Source organism: Citrobacter sp. CK189, assembly GCF_030333505.1.
Classification (GTDB): domain Bacteria; phylum Pseudomonadota; class Gammaproteobacteria; order Enterobacterales; family Enterobacteriaceae; genus Citrobacter_B; species Citrobacter_B koseri.
The window spans coordinates 641,294-665,804 of record NZ_JAOWFV010000038.1; the positions used below are offsets into that span (position 1 = coordinate 641,294).

At 53.4% G+C, this 24,511-nt stretch carries 20 protein-coding genes and 3 tRNA genes; 12 read left to right on the plus strand and 11 right to left on the minus strand.

The features are described 5' to 3' along the window. Positions 1 to 132 precede the first annotated feature (132 nt). From OGV83_RS12965 to OGV83_RS12975, 3 genes are read left to right on the plus strand one after another with little or no spacing between them, the layout of a single operon-like run. On the plus strand, positions 133 to 966 hold the full coding sequence (locus OGV83_RS12965) for an ABC transporter ATP-binding protein (protein ID WP_233599421.1): 834 nt from the start codon (positions 133 to 135) through the stop codon (positions 964 to 966). A gap of 19 nt (positions 967 to 985) precedes the next feature. Continuing rightward, positions 986 to 1,942, plus strand: a complete 957-nt coding sequence (locus OGV83_RS12970) for an ABC transporter substrate-binding protein (protein WP_286463747.1) — start codon at positions 986 to 988, stop codon at positions 1,940 to 1,942. Continuing rightward, positions 1,939 to 2,949, plus strand: a complete 1,011-nt coding sequence (locus tag OGV83_RS12975) for a FecCD family ABC transporter permease (RefSeq protein ID WP_104868510.1) — start codon at positions 1,939 to 1,941, stop codon at positions 2,947 to 2,949. Before OGV83_RS12970 ends, OGV83_RS12975 begins: the two co-directional genes overlap by 4 nt. A gap of 98 nt (positions 2,950 to 3,047) precedes the next feature. Here the strand turns inward: OGV83_RS12975 and OGV83_RS12980 are convergent. Next, positions 3,048 to 3,123 (minus strand) — tRNA-Asn (locus OGV83_RS12980). Between the two features lie 327 nt (positions 3,124 to 3,450). Here OGV83_RS12980 and nac point away from each other — a divergent pair. Together nac and cbl are read left to right on the plus strand one after the other, a co-directional pair. Continuing rightward, complete coding sequence (gene nac / locus OGV83_RS12985) at positions 3,451 to 4,368, plus strand: nitrogen assimilation transcriptional regulator NAC (RefSeq protein ID WP_047462844.1); 918 nt, start codon at positions 3,451 to 3,453, stop codon at positions 4,366 to 4,368. A 101-nt stretch (positions 4,369 to 4,469) separates the two neighbouring features. After that, positions 4,470 to 5,420, plus strand: coding sequence for an HTH-type transcriptional regulator Cbl (cbl, locus tag OGV83_RS12990; protein ID WP_286463750.1), 951 nt, complete (start codon positions 4,470 to 4,472; stop codon positions 5,418 to 5,420). A gap of 37 nt (positions 5,421 to 5,457) precedes the next feature. Here the strand turns inward: cbl and OGV83_RS12995 are convergent. Together OGV83_RS12995 and mtfA are read right to left on the minus strand one after the other, a co-directional pair. After that, positions 5,458 to 5,533, minus strand: a tRNA-Asn gene (locus tag OGV83_RS12995). A gap of 100 nt (positions 5,534 to 5,633) precedes the next feature. Beyond that, a complete protein-coding gene (mtfA, locus tag OGV83_RS13000; protein ID WP_012131863.1) occupies positions 5,634 to 6,431 on the minus strand; it encodes a DgsA anti-repressor MtfA in 798 nt (265 codons plus the stop codon). A 93-nt stretch (positions 6,432 to 6,524) separates the two neighbouring features. Between mtfA and OGV83_RS13005 the strand changes: the two genes are divergently transcribed. The 6 genes from OGV83_RS13005 to OGV83_RS13030 all read left to right on the plus strand — a co-directional run bounded on the left by OGV83_RS13005 (position 6,525) and on the right by OGV83_RS13030 (position 12,778). Continuing rightward, a tRNA-Ser gene (locus OGV83_RS13005) sits at positions 6,525 to 6,614 on the plus strand. 609 nt (positions 6,615 to 7,223) lie between these two features. Next, positions 7,224 to 7,832: a fimbrial protein gene (locus tag OGV83_RS13010; RefSeq protein ID WP_104868512.1), complete on the plus strand. Its 609-nt coding sequence runs from the start codon at positions 7,224 to 7,226 to the stop codon at positions 7,830 to 7,832. A gap of 95 nt (positions 7,833 to 7,927) precedes the next feature. Continuing rightward, positions 7,928 to 8,629 carry a fimbrial biogenesis chaperone gene (locus tag OGV83_RS13015; protein WP_058669310.1) on the plus strand — a complete coding sequence of 234 codons (702 nt, stop codon included), beginning with the start codon at positions 7,928 to 7,930 and terminating at the stop codon, positions 8,627 to 8,629. An 11-nt stretch (positions 8,630 to 8,640) separates the two neighbouring features. Beyond that, positions 8,641 to 11,127, plus strand: coding sequence for a fimbria/pilus outer membrane usher protein (locus OGV83_RS13020; protein WP_286463753.1), 2,487 nt, complete (start codon positions 8,641 to 8,643; stop codon positions 11,125 to 11,127). Continuing rightward, a complete protein-coding gene (locus tag OGV83_RS13025; RefSeq protein ID WP_012131868.1) occupies positions 11,118 to 12,113 on the plus strand; it encodes a fimbrial protein in 996 nt (331 codons plus the stop codon). The genes OGV83_RS13020 and OGV83_RS13025 overlap by 10 nt, the downstream gene beginning before the upstream one ends. A gap of 14 nt (positions 12,114 to 12,127) precedes the next feature. After that, the gene (locus tag OGV83_RS13030) at positions 12,128 to 12,778 is read left to right on the plus strand and encodes a fimbrial protein (RefSeq protein WP_104868514.1); all 651 of its coding nucleotides are present in this window, start codon (positions 12,128 to 12,130) and stop codon (positions 12,776 to 12,778) included. A gap of 59 nt (positions 12,779 to 12,837) precedes the next feature. Here OGV83_RS13030 and mrkJ read toward each other — a convergent pair whose 3' ends face one another. The 8 genes from mrkJ to iucA form a co-directional block, all read right to left on the minus strand. After that, entirely contained in the window at positions 12,838 to 13,554 is a 717-nt protein-coding gene (gene mrkJ, locus OGV83_RS13035; protein ID WP_047462857.1) for a cyclic-di-GMP phosphodiesterase MrkJ, read from the minus strand. A 142-nt stretch (positions 13,555 to 13,696) separates the two neighbouring features. After that, positions 13,697 to 14,281 (minus strand): LuxR C-terminal-related transcriptional regulator, encoded by a 585-nt coding sequence (locus OGV83_RS13040; protein WP_464224776.1) that lies wholly within the window; start codon positions 14,279 to 14,281, stop codon positions 13,697 to 13,699. Between the two features lie 15 nt (positions 14,282 to 14,296). Continuing rightward, positions 14,297 to 15,010: a flagellar brake protein gene (locus tag OGV83_RS13045; protein WP_114848157.1), complete on the minus strand. Its 714-nt coding sequence runs from the start codon at positions 15,008 to 15,010 to the stop codon at positions 14,297 to 14,299. 176 nt (positions 15,011 to 15,186) lie between these two features. Further along, complete coding sequence (gene iutA / locus OGV83_RS13050; RefSeq protein WP_012131873.1) at positions 15,187 to 17,388, minus strand: ferric aerobactin receptor IutA; 2,202 nt, start codon at positions 17,386 to 17,388, stop codon at positions 15,187 to 15,189. A gap of 25 nt (positions 17,389 to 17,413) precedes the next feature. Further along, complete coding sequence (gene iucD, locus OGV83_RS13055; RefSeq protein ID WP_012131874.1) at positions 17,414 to 18,748, minus strand: NADPH-dependent L-lysine N(6)-monooxygenase; 1,335 nt, start codon at positions 18,746 to 18,748, stop codon at positions 17,414 to 17,416. 3 nt (positions 18,749 to 18,751) lie between these two features. Further along, positions 18,752 to 20,485 (minus strand): NIS family aerobactin synthetase IucC, encoded by a 1,734-nt coding sequence (gene iucC / locus OGV83_RS13060; protein ID WP_286463757.1) that lies wholly within the window; start codon positions 20,483 to 20,485, stop codon positions 18,752 to 18,754. Next, positions 20,485 to 21,432 (minus strand): N(6)-hydroxylysine O-acetyltransferase IucB, encoded by a 948-nt coding sequence (gene iucB / locus OGV83_RS13065; protein ID WP_286463759.1) that lies wholly within the window; start codon positions 21,430 to 21,432, stop codon positions 20,485 to 20,487. Before iucB ends, iucC begins: the two co-directional genes overlap by 1 nt. Then, positions 21,433 to 23,157, minus strand: coding sequence for an aerobactin synthase IucA (gene iucA, locus OGV83_RS13070; protein ID WP_058669303.1), 1,725 nt, complete (start codon positions 23,155 to 23,157; stop codon positions 21,433 to 21,435). Between the two features lie 132 nt (positions 23,158 to 23,289). On the opposite strand from iucA, the gene OGV83_RS13075 reads away from it, so the two are divergent. Then, entirely contained in the window at positions 23,290 to 24,501 is a 1,212-nt protein-coding gene (locus tag OGV83_RS13075) for an MFS transporter (protein ID WP_012131880.1), read from the plus strand. Positions 24,502 to 24,511 lie beyond the last annotated feature (10 nt).

The window sequence follows — 24,511 nt, forward strand, 5'->3', positions numbered from 1 at the left end:
ACAGACGGAAAGAGAAAATGATTTTATCCGTCACGCGCAGACAAGATGAAAAATAGTACGGAGCCCCGGTTGAAATCGCCTTGTATCTCAGGGTTGTTAACGCTAATTGTTATGATATAACATATCCAATTAATGGTTCGATCATGGAAGAGGTTAAGTATTGTGCAATTCGTCGCATCCAGTGATAACCCGGCGAGTGCTCTAAGCGTCAATATTGCGTCGCTACAGCGACCCGGAGGCGGAGAACTGCTTTGTGCAATTCGCTTTGAGGTTGAGGAAGGGAAATGCCTGGCTGTTATTGGGCCTAACGGCAGCGGTAAAACGTCTTTACTGAGGGCAATAAGTCAGGAACTCCCCCTTCAGAAGGGCGATATTCAACTACTGGGCCGGTCTGTTTCGGCGCTGTCGCGGCAGCAGCGGGCAAAGCAGATCGCCGTTCTGGCGCAAAATGATACGCCCGATCTGAGGCTGGCTCTTGAGGATTATGTGGCGCTGGGGCGTATCCCGCACGCCCAGGATGCACTACGCGACAGGCATGATGCCATCGTGACGAAGGCCATTAAAGAGACGGGATTACTGGCGTTGCGAAAGCGGTCGCTGTCTGCGCTTTCTGGCGGAGAAAGGCAGCGGGCGGCGCTGGCGCGGGTGTTAGCTCAGATGCCGAGCCTGGTGCTGCTTGATGAGCCAACCAACCATCTGGATCCCTCCGGTCGGGTGGAACTGCTTTCGTTGGTGAAAAACAAGGGGATAACGGTGGTGGCGGTATTGCACGATCTGTCGCTGATTGAATCTTTTGCTGACCGCGTTCTTCTTCTGTCGCAGGGAAGAATGGTGCTCTGCGACACACCGGAGCGTGTGCTGGTGTCTGAAAACCTTTATCCCGTTTTTGGGTTGACCTGCTTTACCGTACCACACCCTGATACGGGGAAAGCGTTACGTATTTTTGAAGTTCCTGGCTATGCATAATAAATATCTGAGGATTGTGATGAAAAAATTGCTTGCAGGCATGGTTGCTATTTTGTCGGTATCGGCAGTAGAGGCTGCGGATTTTCCTGTCACCATAGAGAGTTGTGGAACACCCGTGACGTTCACGGAACCGCCAAAGCGAGCGATTATTAATGACCTTAATATGTCTGAAATGGCGTTCGCTCTGAATTTACAGGATCGTATCGTCGGTCTGACCGGTATCAGCGGGTGGTACAAAATGACGCCGGAATTTAAAAAAGCAATGGGGTCGATCCCTGAACTGGCACCAAAATATCCCTCTCTGGAAACATTGCTGGCGGTTAATCCAGATTTCTTTTTCGCAGGCTGGAATTATGGCATGAAAGTAGGGGGTGAAGTGACGCCTTCTTCACTCAATAAATATGGCATCAAGACTTTTGTTCTGAGCGAAAGTTGCGTCTTTACTGCCGCGCATAAGCGTAAAGCCAGTATGGATCTACTTTATAATGACGTACTGACGCTGGGGAAGATTTTTGGTAAGCAAGATGACGCTCGGGCGCTGGTTAATCACTGGAAAAAGACGCTGGAGGTGCTGCCCAAACCGCCGAAAGGAACCCGACCATTAAGCGTGTTTGTTTATGATTCGGGAGAGGATAAACCTTTTACTAGCGGGAAATACGCGATGCCTGACGCCATTATTGAAGCGGCTGGTGGTAAAAATGCGATGGAGGCGCTGGATATCAGTTGGGGCACAACTTCCTGGGAAAGTGTGGCTGCCGCTGAGCCGGACTTTATCATTCTGCTGGATTATCAAACGGGAAGTGGGGCTGATGAGCTTCGTCACTTCCTGGAAAATCACCCGTTGATGAAACTCACGCCAGCGGTGAAACACCAACGTTATCTGAAGCTGCAATATGCTGAACTGACGCCAGGCCCTGCGAATGTCAAAGCAGTAGAAAAACTGGCGCGGGCCATGTATCAGACGGCTGCACAATGAGTTTCACTTCGTACCGTTACCACTGGGCGATGTGGAGCGCGGTGGTGGTACTGGCAGGACTAATGTTACTCAGTATTGCCAAAGGCGCTGTTTCGTTATCGCTGTTGCAGGTGCTGGGGGCGATGGGGATTGCAGATGTGCCGGTATCGGATATGGTCAGCAGAATTGTGATTGACTTACGCGTGCCGAGGACGCTGCTCTCTGTACTTACAGGGGCAGGGCTGGCGATAGTGGGCGCGTTGTTGCAGACCACCACACGTAATGATCTTGCCGATCCATTTTTATTTGGGCTGTCATCGGGCGCATCGGCGGGCGCGGTACTGGTCATTACCCGATTCGGCAATCAGCTTGGCACGCTGACGCTCCCCGTATCGGCATTTGTTGGTGGGATCTGCTCCGCTATGGCGGTGATATTACTGTTCCACTTCAAAAAGCAACGCGGGGCTGAGCAGTTAATTATCAGTGGGCTTGCTATCTCCTTTCTGTTTGGCGCGTTAACCAGCTATTTCATTTTTTCTGGCGATCAACGTGCCGCCAGTTCCGTGCTGTTCTGGTCACTGGGCGGCCTGGGATTAGCCAGTTGGGGCAATCTGCCTTTTGCCTTACTGAGCCTGATGTTACTGAGCGCTTTTATTCTGCTGCGATGGCGTGCGCTGGATGGCATGCTGGCCGGTGAGCAGACGGCGTTATCGCTGGGGATTAACGTCAGCCGCCTGCGGATGGAAATTTTCCTGTGCTGCGCGCTGGCGACCTCTTTCTTAGTGGCACTGACGGGAGTGATCGGCTTTGTTGGGCTGATGGTGCCACATCTGTGTCGGTACTTTTCTGGCGTTAAGCATCTGCTTTTACTGCCTCTTTGTGGTGTCTGGGGGGCTGTGCTGTTGTGCGGCGGCGATATTGTCAGCCGAACGTTGCTGACCTCGCAGGAACTGCCTGTCGGCATTATTACGGCGGGTATTGGCGGTTTGTTTATTATTGTGTTGCTCGCCAGAACGTCGTCAATATGACGGTCAGAAACGGTAAGCGGCTGGAACGTATACCTGATTGTGGTTGTTCGGAGTACAGAAAAGCAAAAAGCCCGCTAAAAAGCGGGCTTTTCTAAATTTGGCTCCTCTGACTGGACTCGAACCAGTGACATACGGATTAACAGTCCGCCGTTCTACCGACTGAACTACAGAGGAATCGTGTGAACGGGGCGCATATTAACGACGCCCACGAGCATTGTCAAAGGGTGAAATGCGATTGCGCGTTCGTTTGCTGACAAAATCAACAAAGCGATGATCTTTCATTCGGCCACTATTTTGCGCCATTCTGGTGCAAACGTACCTCTTATGGGGCAGATCGGAAACTGTTGTTAACGTTAAAAACGTTGTCTTGTAATCACATTCTCTTATTTGACAGCAGGTTAGCATAAAAATCAGCGTCGGCCAGAAACTGGCAAGCCTTTTGCAAAATCCTCCATAACATGACAGCCAGTATCATGACTGGTATTCCTGACAGGAGGCAAAATGAACTTCAGACGACTGAAATACTTTGTGAAAATCGTCGACATCGGTAGCCTGACGCAGGCCGCTGAAGTATTACACATTGCGCAACCCGCACTCAGCCAGCAGGTCGCTACGCTGGAAGGGGAACTGGATCAGCAATTGTTGATTCGGACAAAGCGCGGCGTGACGCCGACTGAAGCAGGAAAAATCCTGTATACCCATGCGCGAACGATTTTGCGTCAGTGTGAACAGGCACAGCTGGCGGTTAATAACGTCGGGCAAACGCTGAGGGGGCAGGTGTCGATCGGTCTGGCGCCGGGAACGGCTGCCTCGTCGGTGACGATGCCGCTGCTACAGGCCGTGCGGGCGGAATTGCCAGAGGTGTTGGTCTACCTGCATGAAAACAGCGGGGTGGTGCTGAATGATAAATTACTCAGCGGCCAACTTGATATGGCGGTTCTTTACGAGCGTTCTCCGGTGGCCGGTATTACCAGCCAGCCGCTGCTGAAAGAAGATCTTTTTCTGGTGGGAACCCGGGATTGCCCTGGGCCGAGCGTGGATTTAACGGCGGTTGCGGAGATGAACCTTTTCCTTCCTCGCGACTATAGCGCCGTTCGTTCGCGCGTGGATGAGGCCTTTTCCTTACGCCGATTGACCGCAAAAGTGATTGGTGAAATCGAATCCATCGCGACATTAACAGCGGCTATCGCCAGTGGGATGGGGGTGACGGTGTTACCGGAGTCGGCAGCCCGATCGTTAAGCGGCGCGGCAAATGGCTGGATGGCGCGTATCACCACGCCGTCGATGAGTTTACCGCTGTCGCTGAATATGTCGGCGAGGGGGAGTCTGACGCCGCAGGCACAGGCAGTGAAAGAGATCCTGATGTCGCTGGTGAGCCGCCCTATGCTGGAAAACCGTGAGCTTCTGCTGGTGAGCTAAGCGTTATTCCATCGCGGTATAAGATGCAGGTTTTTATTATTTGTTATGCCGGGCTTCAGACTTTAACAATAGCGTCATGTCTGATGTCTTCGGAGCGAAGCGTGAATTTCCAGCAACTTAAAATCATCCGCGAGGCGGCCCGTCAGGATTACAACCTGACTGAAGTCGCCAATATGCTTTATACCTCTCAGTCGGGAGTGAGTCGGCATATTCGCGAGCTTGAAGATGAGCTCGGTATTGAAATTTTTATCCGGCGCGGCAAGCGCCTGCTCGGGATGACAGAACCGGGTAAGGCGCTGCTGGTCATTGCCGAGCGCATTCTGAATGAGGCCAGCAATGTTCGCAGACTGGCCGACCTGTTCACCAATGATACATCTGGCGTACTGACCATTGCCACGACGCACACCCAGGCGCGATATAGTTTACCTGAAGTGATCAAAGCCTTTCGCGAGATTTTCCCGGAAGTCCGACTGGAGCTTATTCAGGGCACGCCGCAGGAGATAGAGGTGCTGTTGCAAAACGGTGGCGCGGATATCGGCATTGCCAGTGAGCGTCTGAGTAATGATCCGTTGCTGGTGGCCTTTCCCTGGTTTCGCTGGCACCACAGTTTATTAGTACCTCGCAATCATCCCCTGGTGCAGACCTCGCCACTGACGCTGGAAGCGATCGCGCACTGGCCGCTAATCACTTATCGTCAGGGCATTACAGGGCGCTCCCGTATTGATGAAGCCTTCTCCCGCAAAGGGTTGTTGCCGGATATTGTCCTGAGCGCTCAGGATTCTGATGTGATCAAAACGTACGTTGCTCTGGGGCTGGGGATTGGATTGGTCGCCGAGCAATCCAGCGGCGAGCAGGAAGAGGGGGCGCTGACGCGTCTTGATACCCGACATTTATTTGATGCCAATACCGTCTGGCTGGGGCTGAAGCGCGGACAGTTACAGCGCAACTACGTCTGGCGGTTTATTGAGTTGTGTAATGCGGGGCTGTCTGTCGAAGATATTAAGCGGCAGGTGATGGAGTCGGATGAGGCGGTCATTGATTATCAGATATAAAGCAAGAAGCCCGCTAAAAAGCGGGCTTCTTTAAATTTGGCTCCTCTGACTGGACTCGAACCAGTGACATACGGATTAACAGTCCGCCGTTCTACCGACTGAACTACAGAGGAATCGTGTGAACGAGGCGAATAATACTGACCGCTCTGTAACGTGTCAACAGTAAAATTCGCACGTCATTTCAATTGGTTAATTAATCTTCAAAACCACGATTTAATGGACGTGTGATGTCGGTATATTGTCCTCTTCTGGGTTATCACGCAGTCGCAGTAAGGGGTCCTGGCGATAAAACTGACAAAAACGTTGCCACAATGCCGGGAAACGCGGGGCGAACAGTTCCGGGGCGCTGAAGAAGTATTCTGACAGAACCGCAAAGCATTCAGCAGGGTCGGTTGCTGCGTAAGCATCAATGCTGGATGCGGTTTCACCCACAAGATCAATTTCATCCTGAATATTGTTCATGGCCGCGTGGAGATCGTGCTCCCAACTGGCCACTTCGCGCAGAGGAATCAACGGGATGCCGCTGGCCCGGTCGCCATTGCGCATATCAAGTTTATGCGCCACTTCATGGATAATCAGATTGAAGCCGGACGCATCAAAGGAGTCCTGGATATCAAGCCAGTTCAGAATTATTGGGCCTTGCTGCCAGCTTTGCCCGGACTGGACAACGCGCTGGTTATGCACCAGACCAATATCATCTTCCCATTCATCATCCACAACAAAAGGCACAGGGTAGATCAGCACTTCATGGAAGCCATCGAGCCATTCGATGCCCAACTCCAGAACCGGGAGACAAAAAAGCAGCGCAATACGCGCGCTTTTCAACGCATCCAGTTCAAATCCCTGAAGAGCGACCAACCTTTTTTGCTGTAAAAAACGCTCGGCCAGCGCAATTAATCTGGCTTGCTCTTGCGCGGTCAGGTTGACCAGAAGGGGAATTGCCAGGGCGTCATCCCACGGCAAGGCCGCATTCTGGTCTGTTTCGTGTACTTTCCAGGGCCACTTAATCATCGTTTTGCTCGCAAACTCGTCACTTGAACAAAATTGCAGGAACAGGGTCTGTTAAAATGCCAAATTACCTGGCATCATGGCAACCACCAGAACGGAGAGATGCCGGAGCGGCTGAACGGACCGGTCTCGAAAACCGGAGTAGGGGCAACTCTACCGGGGGTTCAAATCCCCCTCTCTCCGCCACTATTCAAGCACTTAGTTCACTCCCTTTCAACGACCCCCGTCACACTTGGTATAGTGTTGGTATATTCACCGGGTATGCTTCTCGCCATCATCCTCCTCCGATTTTTCCAGAACAGGACGAGTCAGCATCGGGGAACACTTGCGCTTTGCGATCGGCAACAAACCTCTGGCTTTCCGTTTTATGACCGGAGAATAACGGCTTCTCTTTGCCGGGTTCGCCGCGAATTTAACCGGTGATCTTATTTGGCAATATTGGTGAAGCACTGACAGGCAGTACAGAGAGAAATTGTAGAAGTTTTAAGATAGCAATATGCCATTGAGTGGATTTTTCTATTTTTCAGGTGAGGATTAATAGGTGTAATCCTGTTAAACGGCCTCAATCAAGATATGAAAAAATGTATATTTGACTCCGAAATAGCATTCTTTGACGCCGACAGCATCAACGAGTTTTTATCGAGTTCGTTTTTGATACCTTAAATATAGCAGCTTCCGGTCAGTCGAAGTTTCTATTAACAGTCGCACAAGTAAGAATCGCATATCGCTTCTGATTTTTGTGTGAACTCACTGTTTGCTCATTGATACTTAATTCACTCTGACAAGGAAATGGCAATGAAAAAGGTTCTTCTCTCTGCTGCAATCGCGACTGCATTTTTTGGCATGGCTGCGGCAAATGCTGCTGATACTAATGTCGGCGGCGGTCAGGTTAATTTCTTCGGTAAAGTTACCGACGTATCTTGTACTGTTTCCGTAAACGGCCAGGGCAGCGATGCTAATGTTTATCTGTCTCCGGTAACGTTAACGGAAGTTAAAGCTGCGGCTGCGGATACCTATCTGAAACCAAAATCTTTCACCATCGATGTTTCTAACTGCCAGGCGGCTGATGGTACGAAACAAGATGACGTGAGCAAACTGGGTGTGAACTGGACCGGCGGCAACCTGCTGGCGGGCGCTTCCGGCAAACAACAGGGCTACCTGGCCAATACGGAAGCGGCTGGCGCGAAGGATATCCAACTGGTTCTGTCTACCGATAACGACACCGCGCTGGCCAAGAAAATCATCCCGGGAGACACCGCTCAGCCGAAAGCGACTGGCGACGCAACTGCCGTTCAGGATGGCGCGCGTTTCACTTACTATGTTGGTTATGCCACCAGCACGCCTGACAGCGTGACAACCGGTGTGGTCAATAGCTATGCGACTTACGAAATTACCTACCAGTAATATCGGCTGAGAGATAAAACCGCCTCGCGCCGGGGCGGTATAAAACAATAATAAAGCGGCCGCTGCTGCCGCTTATTTTTTATTCAGAGGTCAGCATGAAGCTTATTGCCCTTTTTTTCTGTTTCATTTTTAGTTTTGCGGCTAATGCTAATAACATTATTGTTAATGGCACCCGCTTTATTTATCCAGGAAATGAAAAAGAAATAACGGTGCAGCTCTCTAATACCGCAGATCGTCCGGCACTGGCACAAGCCTGGCTGGATAACGGTAATGCCGATGCGACGCCGGATACGATTACTACACCATTTATTATTACACCACCTATTTCCCGCGTTGACGCTAAAAGCGGTCAGACTTTGCGTATTAAGCTCGGCAGCAATGCAGGGCTCGCTAAAGATAAAGAGACATTATGGTGGCTGAATCTTCTGGAAATTCCGCCGGTAGAGGCTAACCAGAAAAATGAAGGGCAGAATATCCTGCAACTGGCGATTCGTTCTCGCTTTAAGTTTATCTATCGTCCGAATGGATTAGGCAACCGTGATGCGGCGGCGGAAAAGTTGGTGCTTTCCGCCAACGGCAGCAGTCTGTCCGTCAACAATCCCACGCCTTTTTATATCACCGTAAGCCGTATCTCTCGTGACGGCGGCAAAGCGCTGAACAGCAAAACGGTGATGTTTGCCCCACAGTCCAGTCAGACTATCGTGCTTTCCTCGACAGTGAACAAAGGCGAGACCCTGACTGTTAACAACATTAATGACTATGGCGCAGATGTCGCAGTGAAAGTTGCCGTTAAATAAGGGAAACGATCATGAAGCAGAGGTCAATCCGCCCGGAAAGATTAAGTACGGCAATTGCGATTGCACTGTACTGCTTTCCGCCATTTTCAAGCGGCCAGGAAAACCCAGGAACGGTTTATCAGTTTAACGATGGCTTTATTGTCGGCAGTCGCGAAAAGGTCGATCTGTCGCGCTTTTCCACGAGCGCTATCTCCGAGGGTGTTTACTCACTTGATGTGTATACCAATGGTGAGTGGAAAGGCCGCTACGACCTGAATATCACCCGTGGAAAAGACGGCAAAATGGGCGTCTGCTACACCAAAGCGATGCTGATGCAATACGGTATCTCGCCAGAAAAATTTAACCCGCAGCTTAGCGCGAAAGAGGGCTATTGCGGACGACTGCAAGAGTGGCGTAACGAAGAAAATGTCAGCGACAACCTGATTCAGTCCTCTCTGAGGCTGGATATTTCCGTACCGCAAATCTACGAAGATCAGCGCTTTAAGAATTTTGTCAGCCCGGAGTTCTGGGATAAAGGCGTTGCGGCGCTGAATTTAGGCTGGATGGCTAACGCCTGGAACAGCCACACGTCATCGGCCAACGGGTCAGATAACAGCAGCGCCTATCTTGGCGTTAACGCGGGTCTTTCCTGGGACGGCTGGCTGCTCAAACACATTGGTAACCTGAACTGGCAACAGCAGCAGGGGAAGGCGCACTGGAACAGTAACCAGACCTACCTGCAACGTCCGATTCCGCAAATTAACTCGATTGTCAGCGGTGGGCAGATTTTTACCAACGGTGAGTTTTTCGACACCATCGGCCTGCGAGGGGTAAATCTGGCGACCGATGACAATATGTTCCCGGACGGTATGCGTTCCTACGCCCCGGAAATTCGCGGCGTGGCGCAAAGTAACGCGCTGGTGACGGTACGTCAGGGCAACAATATTATCTATCAGACCACCGTGCCGCCGGGGCCGTTTACGTTGCAGGATGTTTACCCTTCCGGTTATGGCAGCGACCTTGAGGTTTCAGTAAAAGAAGCCGATGGCTCGGTACAGGTGTTCAGCGTGCCTTATGCCTCGGTAGCGCAATTACTGCGCCCGGGGATGACCCGCTATGCGCTCTCTGCCGGTAAGGTTGATGATAGTTCGCTGCGCAATAAACCGATGCTCTACCAGGCAACCTGGCAACAGGGCTTAAGTAACCTGTTCACCGGCTATGCTGGCGTGACCGGTTTTGATGACTATCAGGCATTCCTGTTGGGGACCGGGATGAACACCGGCGTCGGCGCCTTGTCATTCGATGTCACCCATTCGCGGTTGAAGAGCGATACCCTTGACGAGCATGGTCAGAGCTACCGCGCCACCTTTAACCGTATGTTCACCGAAACGCAGACCAGTATTGTCCTGGCGGCGTATCGTTACTCCACCAAAGGCTACTACAACCTGAACGACGCGCTGTACGCCGTCGATCAGGAAAAGAACCACAACAGCAACTACACCGTGTGGCGACAGAAAAACAGCATGACCTTTACCGTAAACCAGAACCTGCCGGACGGCTGGGGCGGTTTCTACTTAAGCGGTCGGGTTTCGGATTACTGGAACCGTTCAGGCACGGAGAAGCAGTATCAGCTCAGCTATAACAATGTGTTCGGTCGCCTCTCATGGTCGGTCAGCGCTCAGCGCGTCTATACGCCGGACAGCTCCGGTCATCGTCGCGACGATCGCGTTTCGCTCAACTTTAGCTACCCGCTGTGGTTCGGCGAGAATCGCACCGCGAATCTGACGTCAAATACCTCGTTCAACAACTCGCACTTCGCCAGCTCGCAGATTGGCGTCAACGGCTCGCTGGACAGTGAAAACAACCTCAACTACGGCGTATCGACCACCACCGCGACCGGAGGCCAGCACGATGTGGCGCTGAACGGCAGCTATCGTACCCCGTGGACTACGCTGAACGGCAGTTATAGCCAGGGCGAAGGGTATCGTCAGAGCGGGCTGGGCGCCAGCGGGACGCTGATTGCCCATCAGCACGGCGTGGTGTTCTCGCCGGAAAGCGGCACCACGATGGCGCTGATCGAAGCGAAAGATGCCGCAGGCGCCATGTTGCCAGGTTCGCCGGGGACCCGCATTGACAGCAACGGCTACGCCATTCTGCCGTATCTGCGGCCTTACCGGATTAACGCCGTTGAAATTGACCCGAAAGGCAGTAATGACGATATCGCTTTCGATCGTACCGTGGCGCAGGTTGTGCCGTGGGAGGGGAGCGTAGTCAAAGTTGCCTTCAATACTACGGTGCAAAACAACATCACGGTGCAGGCGCGCCAGGCGAATGGCCTGCCGTTACCGTTCGCCGCCACGATTTTTGACCCGAGCGGAAAAGAGATCGGTGTTGTGGGGCAGGGCAGCATGATGTTTATCAGCGACGCCAGCGCGTCAAAGGCCACGGTTAAGTGGAATGGCGGGCAATGTACGGTGGATCTGAGTCAGGCAAAAACAAAGGAAACGCTATGTCGCTGAGTAAAAGACTGACGCTTTTTATTGGATTAATGGCGCTGGGGACAACGTCGGCATGGGCTTTCTGCTCGCGCCTTTCACAGCCGACGGTGACATTAGACATGGCCATCGGGCGAGTGGTTGTTCCGCCGGATCTGCCGGTGGGCTCAGTGATTGTGTCCCGTGACTGGACAATGTCGGCGTCGGGTGGCGCAAGCTATAGCTGTTCAGCCGGTACTAACCGTTTTGCGGCGAAAATTGTCGTGCCCGGAGCCACCGACCTGGGGAATAAAATTTATTCGACAAACGTAGACGGCATCGGCTTGCGTTTTAGTCGCGGTGGCGCAACGGTCAATATTGTCTACCCGGATGTCTACTCCTCCTATGTCAACAGGCAGACCAATTATTCACTGGAAGGCTCCCGCTTTACGCTGGAAGTGATTAAAACTGCGAGCGTGACCGGCAGTGGCACCCTGGCGGCGGGGAAATATACCTCTTATGACTGGGAAAACGGCAGTAACCCGATCCTTGAAACGTTCCTCAGCGCCAATGCCATCACCGTCGTCTCGCCCTCCTGTACCGTGTTAAGCGGTAAGAATATGAACGTTGATATCGGTACGATTAAGCGCAGCGATCTGAATGGCGTTGGCACCACGGCGGGAGGTAAAGATTTTAATATCCAGTTGCAGTGCAGCGGCGGCGTAAGTGAATCCGGTTTCGCCAATATCCATACGACATTTTCCGGCAACCTGGCGACAAGCACCACTGCCGCTCAGGGCGTGCTCATCAACGAAAAAAGCGGAAACGCTGCGGCGAAAGGGATTGGCGTCCAGGTACTGAAAGATGGCACCCCGCTGGAATTTAGCAAGAAATATAATATCGGCACTTTGCAGACCCAGGAAACCCGTTACATTACATTGCCTTATCGTGCACGCTTCTATCAATACGCATCGACCACAAGTACCGGTGAGGTGGAGTCGCACATGATCTTTAACCTGACGTACGATTAATTCGGGAGGTGGGTATGCGTGATTCAGCACAGTATAAAAATATCAGACGACTCACTCAGTTGACCCTGATAAGCGGAATGCTTGTTGCCTCTTCAGCGTGGGGATTTGAAACCAATTACGATCGCGGACGGGTGGACTTCGCAGGGCGAGTAACGGATATCTCCTGTAGCGTAGCGCTCAATGGGGGCAACAATGCGGGCAGCGGTAGCGTCTGGCTGGCACCGGTAAGCCTGGCGGAAGTACATGCCCGTGGCGCGGGCGCATTTATGAAACCGCAATCCTTCACCCTGGAATTGTCGAACTGTCAGTTACGTCATGATGGTGGCGCTGCGAATAACGATGAGATCAGCACGGTAAGTGTGCGCTGGATTGATGGATTCACGGTCAATACCGTCGGCAACGAAAATGCCGGTTATCTGGCGAATACACGAGCGGATGGGGCCAGCCATATTTTTCTGGCGCTGTCGACCAACGACAATAATACGCTGGATAAAAGCAATAAAATTGTTCCGGCTGACCCGCAGCAAAACCGGGTGCCTTTGGTGGAAAAAGCGGTAAGCGGCGGTGTGTTTACTTATTACATCGGTTACGTTACGCCAGCGCCGGAGAAAGCGACCAGTGGCCCGTTGACCAGTTGGGCAACCTGGGAGTTAGTGTATAACTGATTTCTTGCGTGTGAAGGTTGGTTTTGATGCCGGAGTCTTCCGGCATTTTTTTCTCTTTTTTAAACCGTAATCTCTTCTTTGACCAGTTGTTCAATACTGACTTCTTTCCAGTAATGCCCCTGAATGGCAAACCACTCCATACCCTGCAACCATTTCTTATGCGCTTCGCTTTCGACGCCTTCAATAATCACATTATGCTGGTTACGGGAAAGGAAGGTGACCAGCGCATCCATCAATGGCCGACCAGACTCTTTTTGCATTAAATGCCAGAAGAAGTTTCTGTCGATTTTGACATAATCAAAATGATAGCCGCGAATCGCGTTAATTCCCGCGTAGCCAGCGCCAAAGTCATCGAGCCAGAGTGGGGTGCTGTGGGAATCACACCAGGCGGCGAGAGAGTTATTCAACAGTTCGTTAGAGTTTTCCGTGAGTTCAAAGTGAACGCAGCCCAGTGCTTTGACTTTCGCTTTCACTTCTGGCCGTAGCAGGACGCTGAGTATATGGTCGTCAACGTTAATCGTGGCAGAAACATTGTTTTTTATAAACCACGCTTTATGTTTTTCTATTAACGCCAGTTGTTCCATAAAGATACTTTCCCGTAAATCCGCATTGGCATAACGAAATAACTCTTCTGGAGAAACAGGGATATGGTCAAAGCGGCTCAGGCACTCAACGGCGACAAGCGCCCCGAGAGGTGAAAACATTTTTTGGAAGACATATCGAACGGATATATCGCTACGTGACAAATTATGATTGAAAAACATAAGTGCGTCCATTATATCTCGTCAGAAATCAGGTCAACGGTGGGAGGAGGTGGTATTAATATAAGTGATATTTTTGTCGGTGAAAATGATTGACAGGGGGCTGGTTAACAATTAATTATCGGTTTTTGATTGGTCATCTGCACATTTAATATGTTTAGCATCGAAACATATTGACGATTCTTTTGTTCATCACTTGCGAGTTATTCATGCCTAACTTTCTCATAATACTCGCTCTGTGAGTGTGGGCTGTTTTATAGTCAATATTGAGAAGCTCTGCTATTTGTTTATTGTTATGGCTGGCAATCATTAGCGCCAGCACCTGCTGCTCCCTGGTAGTGAGTTTTCGCCGGGTGTATAAGCGCTGATATTCGCGGGTCGTTAAAGGATGTTTCAAGATAGCCGAGAGATCGGAGCAAGACGCGTTTTCCGTCAGAATCAATACATTTTCAAGATCGAGAAGTTCACGACATAAGCTGGCGAGGTCGCTTTTTACAATCAGAACGAGCAGCGTGCAGTGCGTGAGATACATTCGTAATCTATTGAGTAAGGCGACCGTTCTGGCCGCAGAGATATCCTTATGAATGACATTGATAATAATCGTACCCGACTGAGGGGCACGGGTTCTCCCGGCGATCTCCTGATAGCCCAGCGTGGTAATATTTATCTCATTGTCCACCATGTAATGCAGGATTGATTGCCCAATGAGATTATCATCCGTGTAAAATAATAAATTACTCAATGTTTTCTCGGTCTGTTAAACTAAAAAAATCTTATTTTTAATTTTATTGTCAATAATTAATTTGACGATAACATTCTCTATGTAATGTTTATAATCGTCACTTTTATGCTGAAACATACAAGAGATGCGGAAATCTGCTTCTTCATACGATTTTTCGCTATGGAGTTCTGTTACGCTGATGATTTTTAAGTTAGTCATTACGCTGCCATATTCACCAAAGCTCATCTCAACGTTTTCTAACACATTATCTTTACGCATAAATTTAAGTTGAGATTGGGTGGATATGAAAGAACACCCGCCGTCAGAGACATCATTTAACGTATGTTTAAAAGTAACGCCATTTTTATAACGACCAGAACAACAGAATTGATAACTCTCTCTTGTCTTAAGTCGGGGGGACGATCGCCGTTGCAGTATGTTTATGCTCTCAGGAATGGCAAAGCGGAAAATATTATCCGGGCTATTGTGCTCAGTATTTATCTGCGCGGTGGCAAACTCAATCCTGCCAAGTTTACTGTGGATCTGAAAACAGACATCGCCGTTTTCAGATAACGAAGGCTGAAAAGAGGGAGGGAGATCGATATAAAAAGATGAACTGTCAACTTTTCGTAAATCTGATTGCCAGCTCAGATCGTTAAAACTAAAATCCAGTTTAGACTTAACCCTGAATTCTTCTCTCAGGATAGCAATGATTTCATATCTGGATTTTTTCGAAACTCCTTCTGACATACCATCTCTCTAAAATACAATGTCCTTTCAGATTATTATCCCATGTTGCGATCGCCTGTTTATTAAAAATAAAAGGATGCGGCCTATTGTTGAATTTTCAAAAATAGTTCAATGCTATTGATTGCGTATTGACATTCGGTGAATTTGCCCGGCATGTGCCGGGCAAGGAGGGCGGTTTAGAACAGAACTGAGTAGTTCAGACCAAAGGTGCGGCCGCGTCCTTTGTAGTCATACAGGGAAGCGGGGCCGTAACCTGGGCTGTAGTACAGCGGCGCGCGCTGCCCCCAGACGGTGGTGTAGTCACGGTCGAAGAGGTTCTCAACGCTGAAGCTGAGTTTACCCACCGGAAGCTGATAGCTGCCGAGCAAATCGACGGTGGTATAGCCATCAATGCTGTAGCCTTCTGCATCGCTCACATCGAAGGAGGTGGTGCTCTGTACGCGCAGGCTCCACGGGTCCGGCGCCCAGCCAATGTAGGCTGTCGCTTTCGATGGGCTTGCCACCTTCACGTCATATTTCTGCCAGCTACCGTTCACTTTCGACTCGGTTTTCAGCACGTTGAAGTTCGCACCGGTACTCCAGTCGGTATCTGGAATCAGGTAGTCCACCGCGCCTTCCACGCCGTAAATGCGGCGTTTGTCGTCCACCACGCTGATGGTCAGATCTTTATTCGCCACCACGCTCTTATCGGAAATCGAGTAGTAGGCCGCGATTTGGGTGCGCAGGTTGTCGCCGGTAAAGCGCCAGCCCAGCTCATAAGAATCGACCTTCACGCCTTCCAGCTTGCTGTCGCCAACGTTCACGCTGTTGGTCAGGGGAAGGTGACCGTTCACCGCTGCGCCATAGGTGCCGCGACCGTAGTATTTACCCGGGTCCGGTAGCTCCACGCCCTGGGAGAAGTTGAGCCATGCCTGCTGGCGTTCGGTGATGTGCATCAGCAGACCGGCGTTGAACAGGAAGTTGTCGTAATCGACCGAGCCGCCTGGAATGGCGTCGGCGGATGTCGCCTTCCCGGCGGCAATCTGCTGTTGCTGCGCGTAGCCGATGAAATCATCAATCTTGTTCTCAGTGTACTGGTAGCGTACGCCGCCGCTGAGGGTAAAGATATCATTGATGTCATAGCTCGATTGCAGGAAGGCCGCCAGGTTGGTGATGTCATACGACGGGTAACGCCCGGTGGTGTAAATCTTCTGGTTGTTCAGCCCCCCGGAAGCGCTTGCCTGGGCCAGATCGAAGAACATCTGGTTGGAGGTAAAGCGCTCGTGGTCGGCATCCAGCCCGTAGGTGATTTGCCAGCCGTCCAGCGGTTTGCTGTTCAGAGTCAGTTTCATGCCGTACTGGTCGGTGTCCTGCTGTGACGAGGAGAAAGCCGTCGCCTGTTTGTTCGCATTTACGGTCGGGAACGGGTAGAACAGCAGTGACTCATCGCGGTAGTAAACCTGGCCGACCAGCTCCTGACCAAAGAAATCGCTGTTGGAGTACTGTAGGCTGATCAGATGACGCTCGGTGCCGGGAATACGGTCGGAATTCAGCCCCTTACTGACGTATGGTGTGCTGGCCCCGCTAATGGCGGAGAAATCTTTCCCAAGATTCAGCCCGTAATCGTCGTCGCCCTGGCTTTTATAGTACTGCGTGATCAGCTGAAGCTGCTGGGTTTCATCGATGTTCAGCGTACCGGTGCCCATGATGTCCAGGCGATCGGAATACTGTAGGCCGGTCTGGGTGTTATCGAGCAGGGTGGCATCGCCGTTACCGTCAAACCAGCCGCCAAACTTCTGGTACGCCACTGAAACACGCCCGGAGATATGGTCATTGCCGCCGGAGATGGCGCTGGCAATGCGCTCATCGTGATCTTTACTGCTGTTAAAGCCGCTTTTGGTGCCAGCCTCAAACTCCATCTGGGTTTCCGGCTGGCCTTTTTTGGTCACGATGTTGATCAGACCACCGGTACTGCCGCCGCCGTACAGGGCCGTCGCGCCGGAGATCACTTCAATATGGTCGATATTGAAAGGATCGATAGAGTCCAGCTGTCGGCTGTCGGTGCGTGAAGAGTTGAGACGCACGCCGTCAACCAGCACGACCAGCGGGCGGCCACGCACGTTCATACCGTAGTTGGTGCGGCTCTGGCTGCTGACGTCAAGGCCAGGGATCAGCTGAGCCAGCGCGTCTTTCAGCTCTTTGCCGCCCTGAATCTGCTGTTCCAGTTCGGCGTTTTCGATAACCCAGGTGGTTTGCGCCATCTCCGCTACGGTGCGATTGCTGCGGTTGGCAGACACCACGAGCGTTTCATCATCGGTTTGTTGAGCGACTGCTGGCGCCATCATGGCGAGAAGCAGCGGGTTGAGAGCCCAAAGCGTATACTTTTTGCTTATCATCATTATTCCTTCACACGGGCGGAAAAAATCAGCCCAAAGATGCTGTGTAGCGAGTTAAAGAAGCAGCCTCCGGCTGCGGTTTTTCCCGGCTGCCGCTGCGCCATTGAATCAGGGCGGGCGGCATACTGAGATCGAATAAATCACGCCCCAGCGCGCGATTAAGAATACGGGCGGAGCGCCAGGCCATCAGGCTGAGCTGTGGTTCGGCGATGCCGTGGGTTTGCATACTGGCGTTGACCGCGAAGATGTTGTTCTCTTTCGGGCCGTTCCACTCCAGGGTGAAGTCGTCGCGTACTTTGAAATTGCACTCATCGCGCATGGCGATTCGCGACATTAGCGGTGAAAGTATCTGCGGCAGCGCGGGACGGTAGCCGGTTGCGAAAATCACCACGTCGCTTTCCAGAGTGTCATAGCCGTTATCCAGATGATGCTCCAGCAGCAGTTGCCAGCTCTGGCCGCGACTTTCCAGCCCGGTGACCGAGCGGCTTGGCAGCAGACGAGCGTTACGCGGTTGCCTCAGTACCTCGAAGCGGTGATACAACTCGCGATAGATGGTCAGTAGCGAGTCGGCCGTGATGCCGTCGGAGGTCATTTTCTGCTCGTCGAGCATCTTCTGGCGCGCGCTTTCATTCAGACCGACGAAGCCTGAAACGTACTCAGGCGTGAAGTATTCGTTGGCGAACGCCGCCTCATCCAGCGCGTTAAAGTTATTGCGGCGCGAGACCCAACTGATCTCTGCAACGTCGCCCCATTCTCCGCGCAGCGCATTGAGGAACAGGTCGGCGCCGCTTTGCCCGCCGCCAACCACGGTGACTCGCTTGCCGCCGAGGTCTGGCTGGCGCAGGCTCATTTCACTGGCGTGGAAGCAGGTTTGCGTCGCCGTTTTTACGCAAGGCGGCAGGTGCGGTTGCTTGCCAATGCCAAGGCAGATATTGCGGGCAACGCTTTCGCCCTGGCTGGTCTGCACCACAAACCGCTGGCGTCTCTCGTCGAAATCAATACTCTCAACGGTATGATTGAAATGCAGATTGTTCATCCCTTCGGCGGCCCAGCGCAGGTAGTCGGAAAACTCATCGCGGGACACGGTACGCAGTTCGGTGGTCAGGAAGCGGTAGAATTTTTTGCGCTTCACCAGATAGTTAACAAAGCTGTACGGGCTTGTGGGAGCCACAGCGCTAACCAGATCTTTCAGGAACATGGTTTGCATATGGCAGTCCGGCACCAGCATGCCGGGATGCCAGGCAAAATGCGGGCGGCCGTCAAAGAAGCGGCTGCTTAATCCTTCGGCCTGATGAGACAGCGCCGCGATGCTCAGGTTGAACGGGCCGATGCCTACGCCAATAAAATCTACAGTGTTTGTCATGATTCAGTCCCTGGTTGCCAGCCACAGCGGGTTTTGCAGATCCTCAAGGTAATTCGGCAACATGCGGCTGCCGCCGTCCTGGTCGGGCCAGGTCAGTTTTACCGGGTTCAGCACTACGCGAATGATTTGTGGCTTGAAGAGTGAGAAAAGCGCAAAGCGCGCTGACATTTGTGGATGTTCCTGCATGTAATCACTCAACACTGCTGCCAGCAGTTGATAAAAACGCCTCTCCGGTACGCCAAGGCGAGCCATCAGCGGCGAAACAAAGCGCAGAACCGTCACGAAGTGGCCGGTCTGCAAATCATGAATTAAGTAGTCGGCGCTCAGGCGAGCGGTGACGTCACGCACCTCCTGAGGCAGGGAGTCCATCTCCGGGAACGCATCTTTCACCAGCCGCATATCGCCCTGGAAGTCTTTCAACAGCACGCGCTGCGGTACGCCCTCTTTCATGGCGAGCGTTATATTTTGTCCGTGGGCGATAAGCGCGACGCCGTAGCGGCAGAGCAGGTGATACAGCGGAACCACTACCACCCGGAACAACTGCGTGAGCCAGGTTTCAGCGTCCAGCCCGGAGCGGTCGATATATGCGCCTATCAGCGGCTGATTGTTTTCATCGCACTCCATCAGTGTCGCCATCAGAATCGGAGTTTCGTCCGGCTTCAGCCAGCGACACGGATTCTCACGCCAGATAACGCCGAGCATCTCCTGGTAGCGGTAGGGGGCCTGGGCAAGCGCGGCATAGCCTTCATGGGACACATAGCCCGCCGCCGGTTCACCGAGGATCACCGCGCCGCTTTGCTTAAGCGTGGCGTCGGTCGCAAAAACCTGTTGCAGCCAGCGTGAGGCCAGCGGCCCGGCGGCGATGTATTTGCCCGGAATCCCCCGGTAGCAGGAGGTGTTGTAAATGGTCAGCGGCAGCTTGATATCCAGCCCGCCCTGGCGACTGGCGTTGGTCAGGGTGCGCAGCGACTGCTGCGCGAGCCACAAGTCGCCAAACTCGCCGAGAGAAACCATCCTGCCTTCGGCAAGATCGGCGATGAAGTCGAGGGCGATTTTTTGCTGCCACTGCCACGGATGTACCGGCAGTGGCAGCCAGTCGTTATCCAGCCCGTTTTCCTGCCAGACTTGATTGAAGCGGGCAAACTCCTGCGGGCCCATCGCGGCCGTCAACAACTGCTGGATATCCAGCTCGCTGTCGCAGCGCCAGACCATATGCTCACGTTTTACCGCCAGCCAGTGCAGTCTGAAGGTGTTGGCGTACTCTGGCGCATATCGCTCCAGCGCCTCTTTGCCCCAGCCCCGACGTCCTTTATTAAAAGCGAATTTAGGATGGCCGCTTAGCAGGCATTGAAGGCGGTCGGCATCAAGATCAATCAGGTCACTGGCGCTCAGCCCGTGACGAGCCTTCAGCAGTTGCAGGTCGCCCAGCAACGTGGCATACAAATCCTGCATATGCTCAGCAACGGTGGCATCGCTCATCGACAGCACCGGCTTTAGCTGCATCAGTAGCGTTTGCGCCAGAACGGGCTCGTCCGCGCAGCGCAGCGTTTGAGCATCAATCCACAGCCAGCCCCAGATGCCGCGTTCAGCGCTGAAGCGCCATTGCGCACCCGGCAGGTTAATGCAGTAGCGGCCATCGCCCTGAGATTCCGCGTGGAAAACCTGCTCATACTCCAGCTCGGCCAGCATTTTTGCCACCAGCTGGCGGTTAACAAAATCCCAATCCTTGTGATTCATTACAGACCGACCTCCGTGAAGAAGTGATGGCGATCCGCCATCACCATGCGCGAGCGCTTGTGTGGGAAGTCGAACTCTTTAATTGTCCGGTATCCCGCAGGCTCAAGGTGGCGGAACAGGCGCTGGTTATCGGCGCGTGGCTCAAGTACGGTGCGCTGCGTGCGGGGCTCATCCAGCAGCAGGTAATGCGTCAGCCCGCGCAGCCAGCTTTGCACGTAGTGGGCTCCGCGCCATTGCTGTTCACCAACCAGCAGATGCAGGCCACGGTCAAAGGGTTGCCACGAATAGTGGCGGCCAATGCGGTCTTCCGCCGCCCAGTAGATTTCGAAATAGCTAAACGGCCGATCGTCGAAGCAGCCGATCAGCGGGAACGCATGTTTACTGGTGAGCTGGCGCTCCAGATAGGCGGTCTGTACCTCCAGCGAGCCGCTTTGCTCCCAGAAATACTCAACGCGCGGATCGTTCATCCAGCAGGTGAAACGTTCTGCATCAAGAACGGGATCGGCAACGCGGAAACTCAGCGTCTTGCGAACGCGTGGATCGTAACGGCGATAAACCTCGCCCTGCGGACGGGGCGGGCGCTGCGGGAAATAAATCTCACGCTCTGCATCAAAAACCATTTCGCCGGAGGCCCGGTTTGCCGGAGAACTCAGCCATAGCGGTAACTGCCAGAAGGCGGCGCGATGGATGATGTCGCTTTTTACCTGCCCGAAAAGCGTCAGCGCCTGTGGCTCCTCACGCCATTCGGCCCAGGGGAGAACCACCGCTGAAAGTTGCGGTGCGGCGATAAATATCTGATCCAGCGCGTCGCGCAGCCACCCTGTCGGCAGCGGCCCCGGCCAGCGCAGCACCGCGCTATTGTCCAGCCCCCAGCTAAGATTCAGAGGCTTGTCGAGTTTTTCACAGCGCAGTCCATATCCGCTGTGAACGATGTTTGCCTTAGACATTTAGCCCTCCTGAGCCAGCAGCGGGTTGGCGAAATCGAAGTAGATCACCGAGGGATCGACGATGGTGTTCTCGTTGTGGTCGTTCAGATAACAGAAAAAGTTACCTTTTACGTTCCAGTACGGATTTTCCAGCACGTAGTTGAGACAGGTTTTATGAGTCACCTGATCACGCACTTCAGCCAGCAACGTTCGTACGCGAGCCATCAGATTCGCTTCACTGTCCAGCCCGGCGGCGCCCAGCGCGGCGGTCACGGCAAAAGTGGAGTTAACCAGCAGGTAATAAGGGAAGTAGCGCAGCAACTGCTCACGGGTGAAGACGTTTTCCGCCTGCGCTTCGCCAATGGTGTCGAGCCAGCCTGCCGCGTGAGGCATAAACGCGCTGCCCTGGCAGTCACGGTAGATAAGCCCGACCGGCAGATCCCCAAGCATCTGAACCAAAATATTTTGCTGATGCGCCAGCAGCACCAGGCCGTAATCCGCTTCAGCCGTAAACAGCGGCTTCAGCACCTGCTGACAGTAAGCATCGACCCATGCATGGGCGGCCTGTTGCGCAGTGATGCCGAGGCGATCGCTCAGGCGTTTTACCGCCGCAACCAGCAGCGAATCACCGCCATCCGGTGCGGCCTGGGTCAGGGAGACCAGTACGTTAGTCTGGCTTTGCGGCTGATCCACCAGCAGGTTTTCACGCAGGGCAAACAGGCTTTCCTGCATGATGTTGCCGTGGAGATCGCGCAGCCCGGCCCAGCCGTCTTCCTGCATCACCCGGAAAGTCGGGAAGCGGGCCTGTAGCGTCTGCCAGTCGTCGGTTTGTGCCAGGCGCGCCAGGCGCATTCCACGCTTCACTTCTTTCACTGACAGGGTACGGACGGAGTTGGTCAGGCGCACGCTCAGGGAGAATTTGATCATGTCGCGGCTGGTGGCGCAGTAGAGCGAGCGGGAAGAGGTGGTCGGTAGCCACGGCGCGCCGGCCTCGCCTAAATCTTTAATCAGCCCTTTAGCGACAAGCTCCTGGCACCATTCCTGCTGCAACAGATACTCCCCCTGCCACGGGTGCAGCGGGAATAGCCATTGATTGTCGCTTAATTCATTGAGTAACTGCGGCGCATTCTCTGCGGCAAATCGCGTCAACCGTTGTTGCAGGTTGAGATGCAGGCTTTCACCGGCGATCTGCGTTTTGTTCACCGCAAACCACCGCAGCGGGAAGTGGGGCGCGAAGTCCGGCAGGTAGCGTTCGGCCTCCTGCTGGTTAAACGGTTCATGAGACTTAGGCGCCGGGTGGAAGGCGTGCCCGACCAGCAGAGCCTGCTCCGCCTCGCCAAAGTTCAACGCTTTTTCACGCAGGGCTGCCCAGTCATGGCGGGCATCAATCGCCTGCTGCGTATGGGCGTGGCTTTCCATCACGCGCTGGTGGAAGGTTTCGCAACTGGTCGCGGGCAGCAAGAGTTGGTGCTGGAGCTTATCAACAATAAGCCGGGAGAGGGTGGCGAAATCGACGGGGTGACTGCCGGAGGCCGTGACCAGACGCGCCGGAAATTCAAAGCGGTGATGCTGGGTTGGGGAAAAATAAGCCACTCTGAAATGGAGCGCCTGCTGTTCGCCCAGCGGGATGATCAATTCGGTTGGCTGGTATTCCGTCAGCCGCCAGTCTTTGGTTTCACGAACCAGGGAATTCAGGAAGCACTGCGCAGCCACATCCAGGGCTGACGTTTTAGTTGGCAAAGTCATAATCAAACAGATCCCACTCGTTATGATAATGCGAATTTTGCCGATAAGGTTTCTCATTATCAATAACAATTGTTAGAATCGGTAAAATTAATTTTACAAATAAACACAATTAATACATGGAATTGCAACATCGTGACGTCTCTTGAGAGCGCGGAAACGCCGCAAAAACCATTGTCCTGCTGGCCGCTTGCGTTTAGTGCGGGGTTACTCGGTGTCGGGCAAAACGGCCTGCTGGTCGCGATCCCTGTACTGGTGATTCAGACAAACCTGAGCCTGTCGATTTGGGCGGCTTTGCTGATGCTTGGCTCAATGCTGTTCCTGCCGTCTTCCCCGTGGTGGGGAAAGCAAATTGCCCGTGTGGGCAGTAAGCCTGTGGTGCTGTGGGCACTGGGGGGATACGGCGCAAGCTTTACTCTGCTTGGGCTGGGAAGCATGCTGATGGCGACCGGCGCCGTAACAACAGCGGTGGGGCTGGGAATATTAATCATCGCGCGGATCGCCTACGGGCTTACCGTGTCGGCGATGGTGCCAGCCTGTCAGGTCTGGGCATTGCAAAGAGCGGGGGAAGGGAATCGCATGGTCGCTCTGGCAACCATTAGCTCCGGCTTGAGCTGCGGCAGACTATTCGGGCCGTTGTGCGCGGCGGCGATGCTGGCAATTCATCCTCTGGCGCCGATGGGGCTGCTGATGGCAGCGCCACTGCTGGCGCTGGTGATGCTGCTGCGGTTGCCTGGCACGCCGCCGCAGCCCGCAGCGGAGCGCAAGAGCGCCAGCCTGAGGCTGGATTGCCTGCCTTATCTGCTTTGCGCGCTGTTATTAGCCGCGGCGGTGAGCATGATGCAGCTTGGTCTTTCGCCCGCCCTTACTCGCCAGTTCGCCACGGATACCGCCGCCATTAGCCATCAGGTGGCGTGGCTGTTGGGGCTGGCCGCAGTTGCCGCGCTTATCGCACAGTTCGGGGTGCTTCGCCCGCAGCGCCTGACGCCGATGGCGCTGCTTTTGAGTGCCGGAGCGCTGATGATTTGTGGCCTGGCGATAATGCTCGCCGAACAGCTATGGTTGTTTTACCTCGGCTGTGCGGTGCTGTCGTTTGGGGCTGCTCTGGCAACACCCGCTTATCAGCTTTTACTGAATGATAAGCTGACAGACGGCGCAGGCGCGGGCTGGATCGCGACCAGCCACACGCTTGGCTATGGGCTTTGCGCATTGCTGGTGCCGCTGGTGTCGAAAACCGGCGCCGCAGCGGCGCTGATTGTGGCGGCTTTTTTCGTCGCTGTGTTATTTACCGTGGTGTCTGGCTTTATCTGGCGCAGCCGCTACCGTTCACGTCATTCCGCGATTTAAGCGTAAGGAA

Excerpts from the sequence above, each read along its gene's own strand:
- mtfA (WP_012131863.1), bottom strand. The coding sequence starts at position 6,431 with ATGATTAAGTGGCCCTGGAAAGTACACGAAACAGACCAGAATGCGGCC.
- OGV83_RS13020 (WP_286463753.1), top strand. The coding sequence starts at position 8,641 with ATGAAGCAGAGGTCAATCCGCCCGGAAAGATTAAGTACGGCAATTGCG.
- OGV83_RS13045 (WP_114848157.1), bottom strand. The coding sequence starts at position 15,010 with ATGTCAGAAGGAGTTTCGAAAAAATCCAGATATGAAATCATTGCTATC.
- OGV83_RS12975 (WP_104868510.1), top strand. The coding sequence starts at position 1,939 with ATGAGTTTCACTTCGTACCGTTACCACTGGGCGATGTGGAGCGCGGTG.
- mrkJ (WP_047462857.1), bottom strand. The coding sequence starts at position 13,554 with ATGGACGCACTTATGTTTTTCAATCATAATTTGTCACGTAGCGATATA.
- OGV83_RS13010 (WP_104868512.1), top strand. The coding sequence starts at position 7,224 with ATGAAAAAGGTTCTTCTCTCTGCTGCAATCGCGACTGCATTTTTTGGC.
- OGV83_RS12970 (WP_286463747.1), top strand. The coding sequence starts at position 986 with ATGAAAAAATTGCTTGCAGGCATGGTTGCTATTTTGTCGGTATCGGCA.
- OGV83_RS13015 (WP_058669310.1), top strand. The coding sequence starts at position 7,928 with ATGAAGCTTATTGCCCTTTTTTTCTGTTTCATTTTTAGTTTTGCGGCT.
- OGV83_RS12965 (WP_233599421.1), top strand. The coding sequence starts at position 133 with ATGGTTCGATCATGGAAGAGGTTAAGTATTGTGCAATTCGTCGCATCC.
- nac (WP_047462844.1), top strand. The coding sequence starts at position 3,451 with ATGAACTTCAGACGACTGAAATACTTTGTGAAAATCGTCGACATCGGT.
- iucD (WP_012131874.1), bottom strand. The coding sequence starts at position 18,748 with ATGACAAACACTGTAGATTTTATTGGCGTAGGCATCGGCCCGTTCAAC.
- iutA (WP_012131873.1), bottom strand. The coding sequence starts at position 17,388 with ATGATGATAAGCAAAAAGTATACGCTTTGGGCTCTCAACCCGCTGCTT.
- iucA (WP_058669303.1), bottom strand. The coding sequence starts at position 23,157 with ATGACTTTGCCAACTAAAACGTCAGCCCTGGATGTGGCTGCGCAGTGC.
- OGV83_RS13030 (WP_104868514.1), top strand. The coding sequence starts at position 12,128 with ATGCGTGATTCAGCACAGTATAAAAATATCAGACGACTCACTCAGTTG.
- OGV83_RS13025 (WP_012131868.1), top strand. The coding sequence starts at position 11,118 with ATGTCGCTGAGTAAAAGACTGACGCTTTTTATTGGATTAATGGCGCTG.
- iucB (WP_286463759.1), bottom strand. The coding sequence starts at position 21,432 with ATGTCTAAGGCAAACATCGTTCACAGCGGATATGGACTGCGCTGTGAA.
- iucC (WP_286463757.1), bottom strand. The coding sequence starts at position 20,485 with ATGAATCACAAGGATTGGGATTTTGTTAACCGCCAGCTGGTGGCAAAA.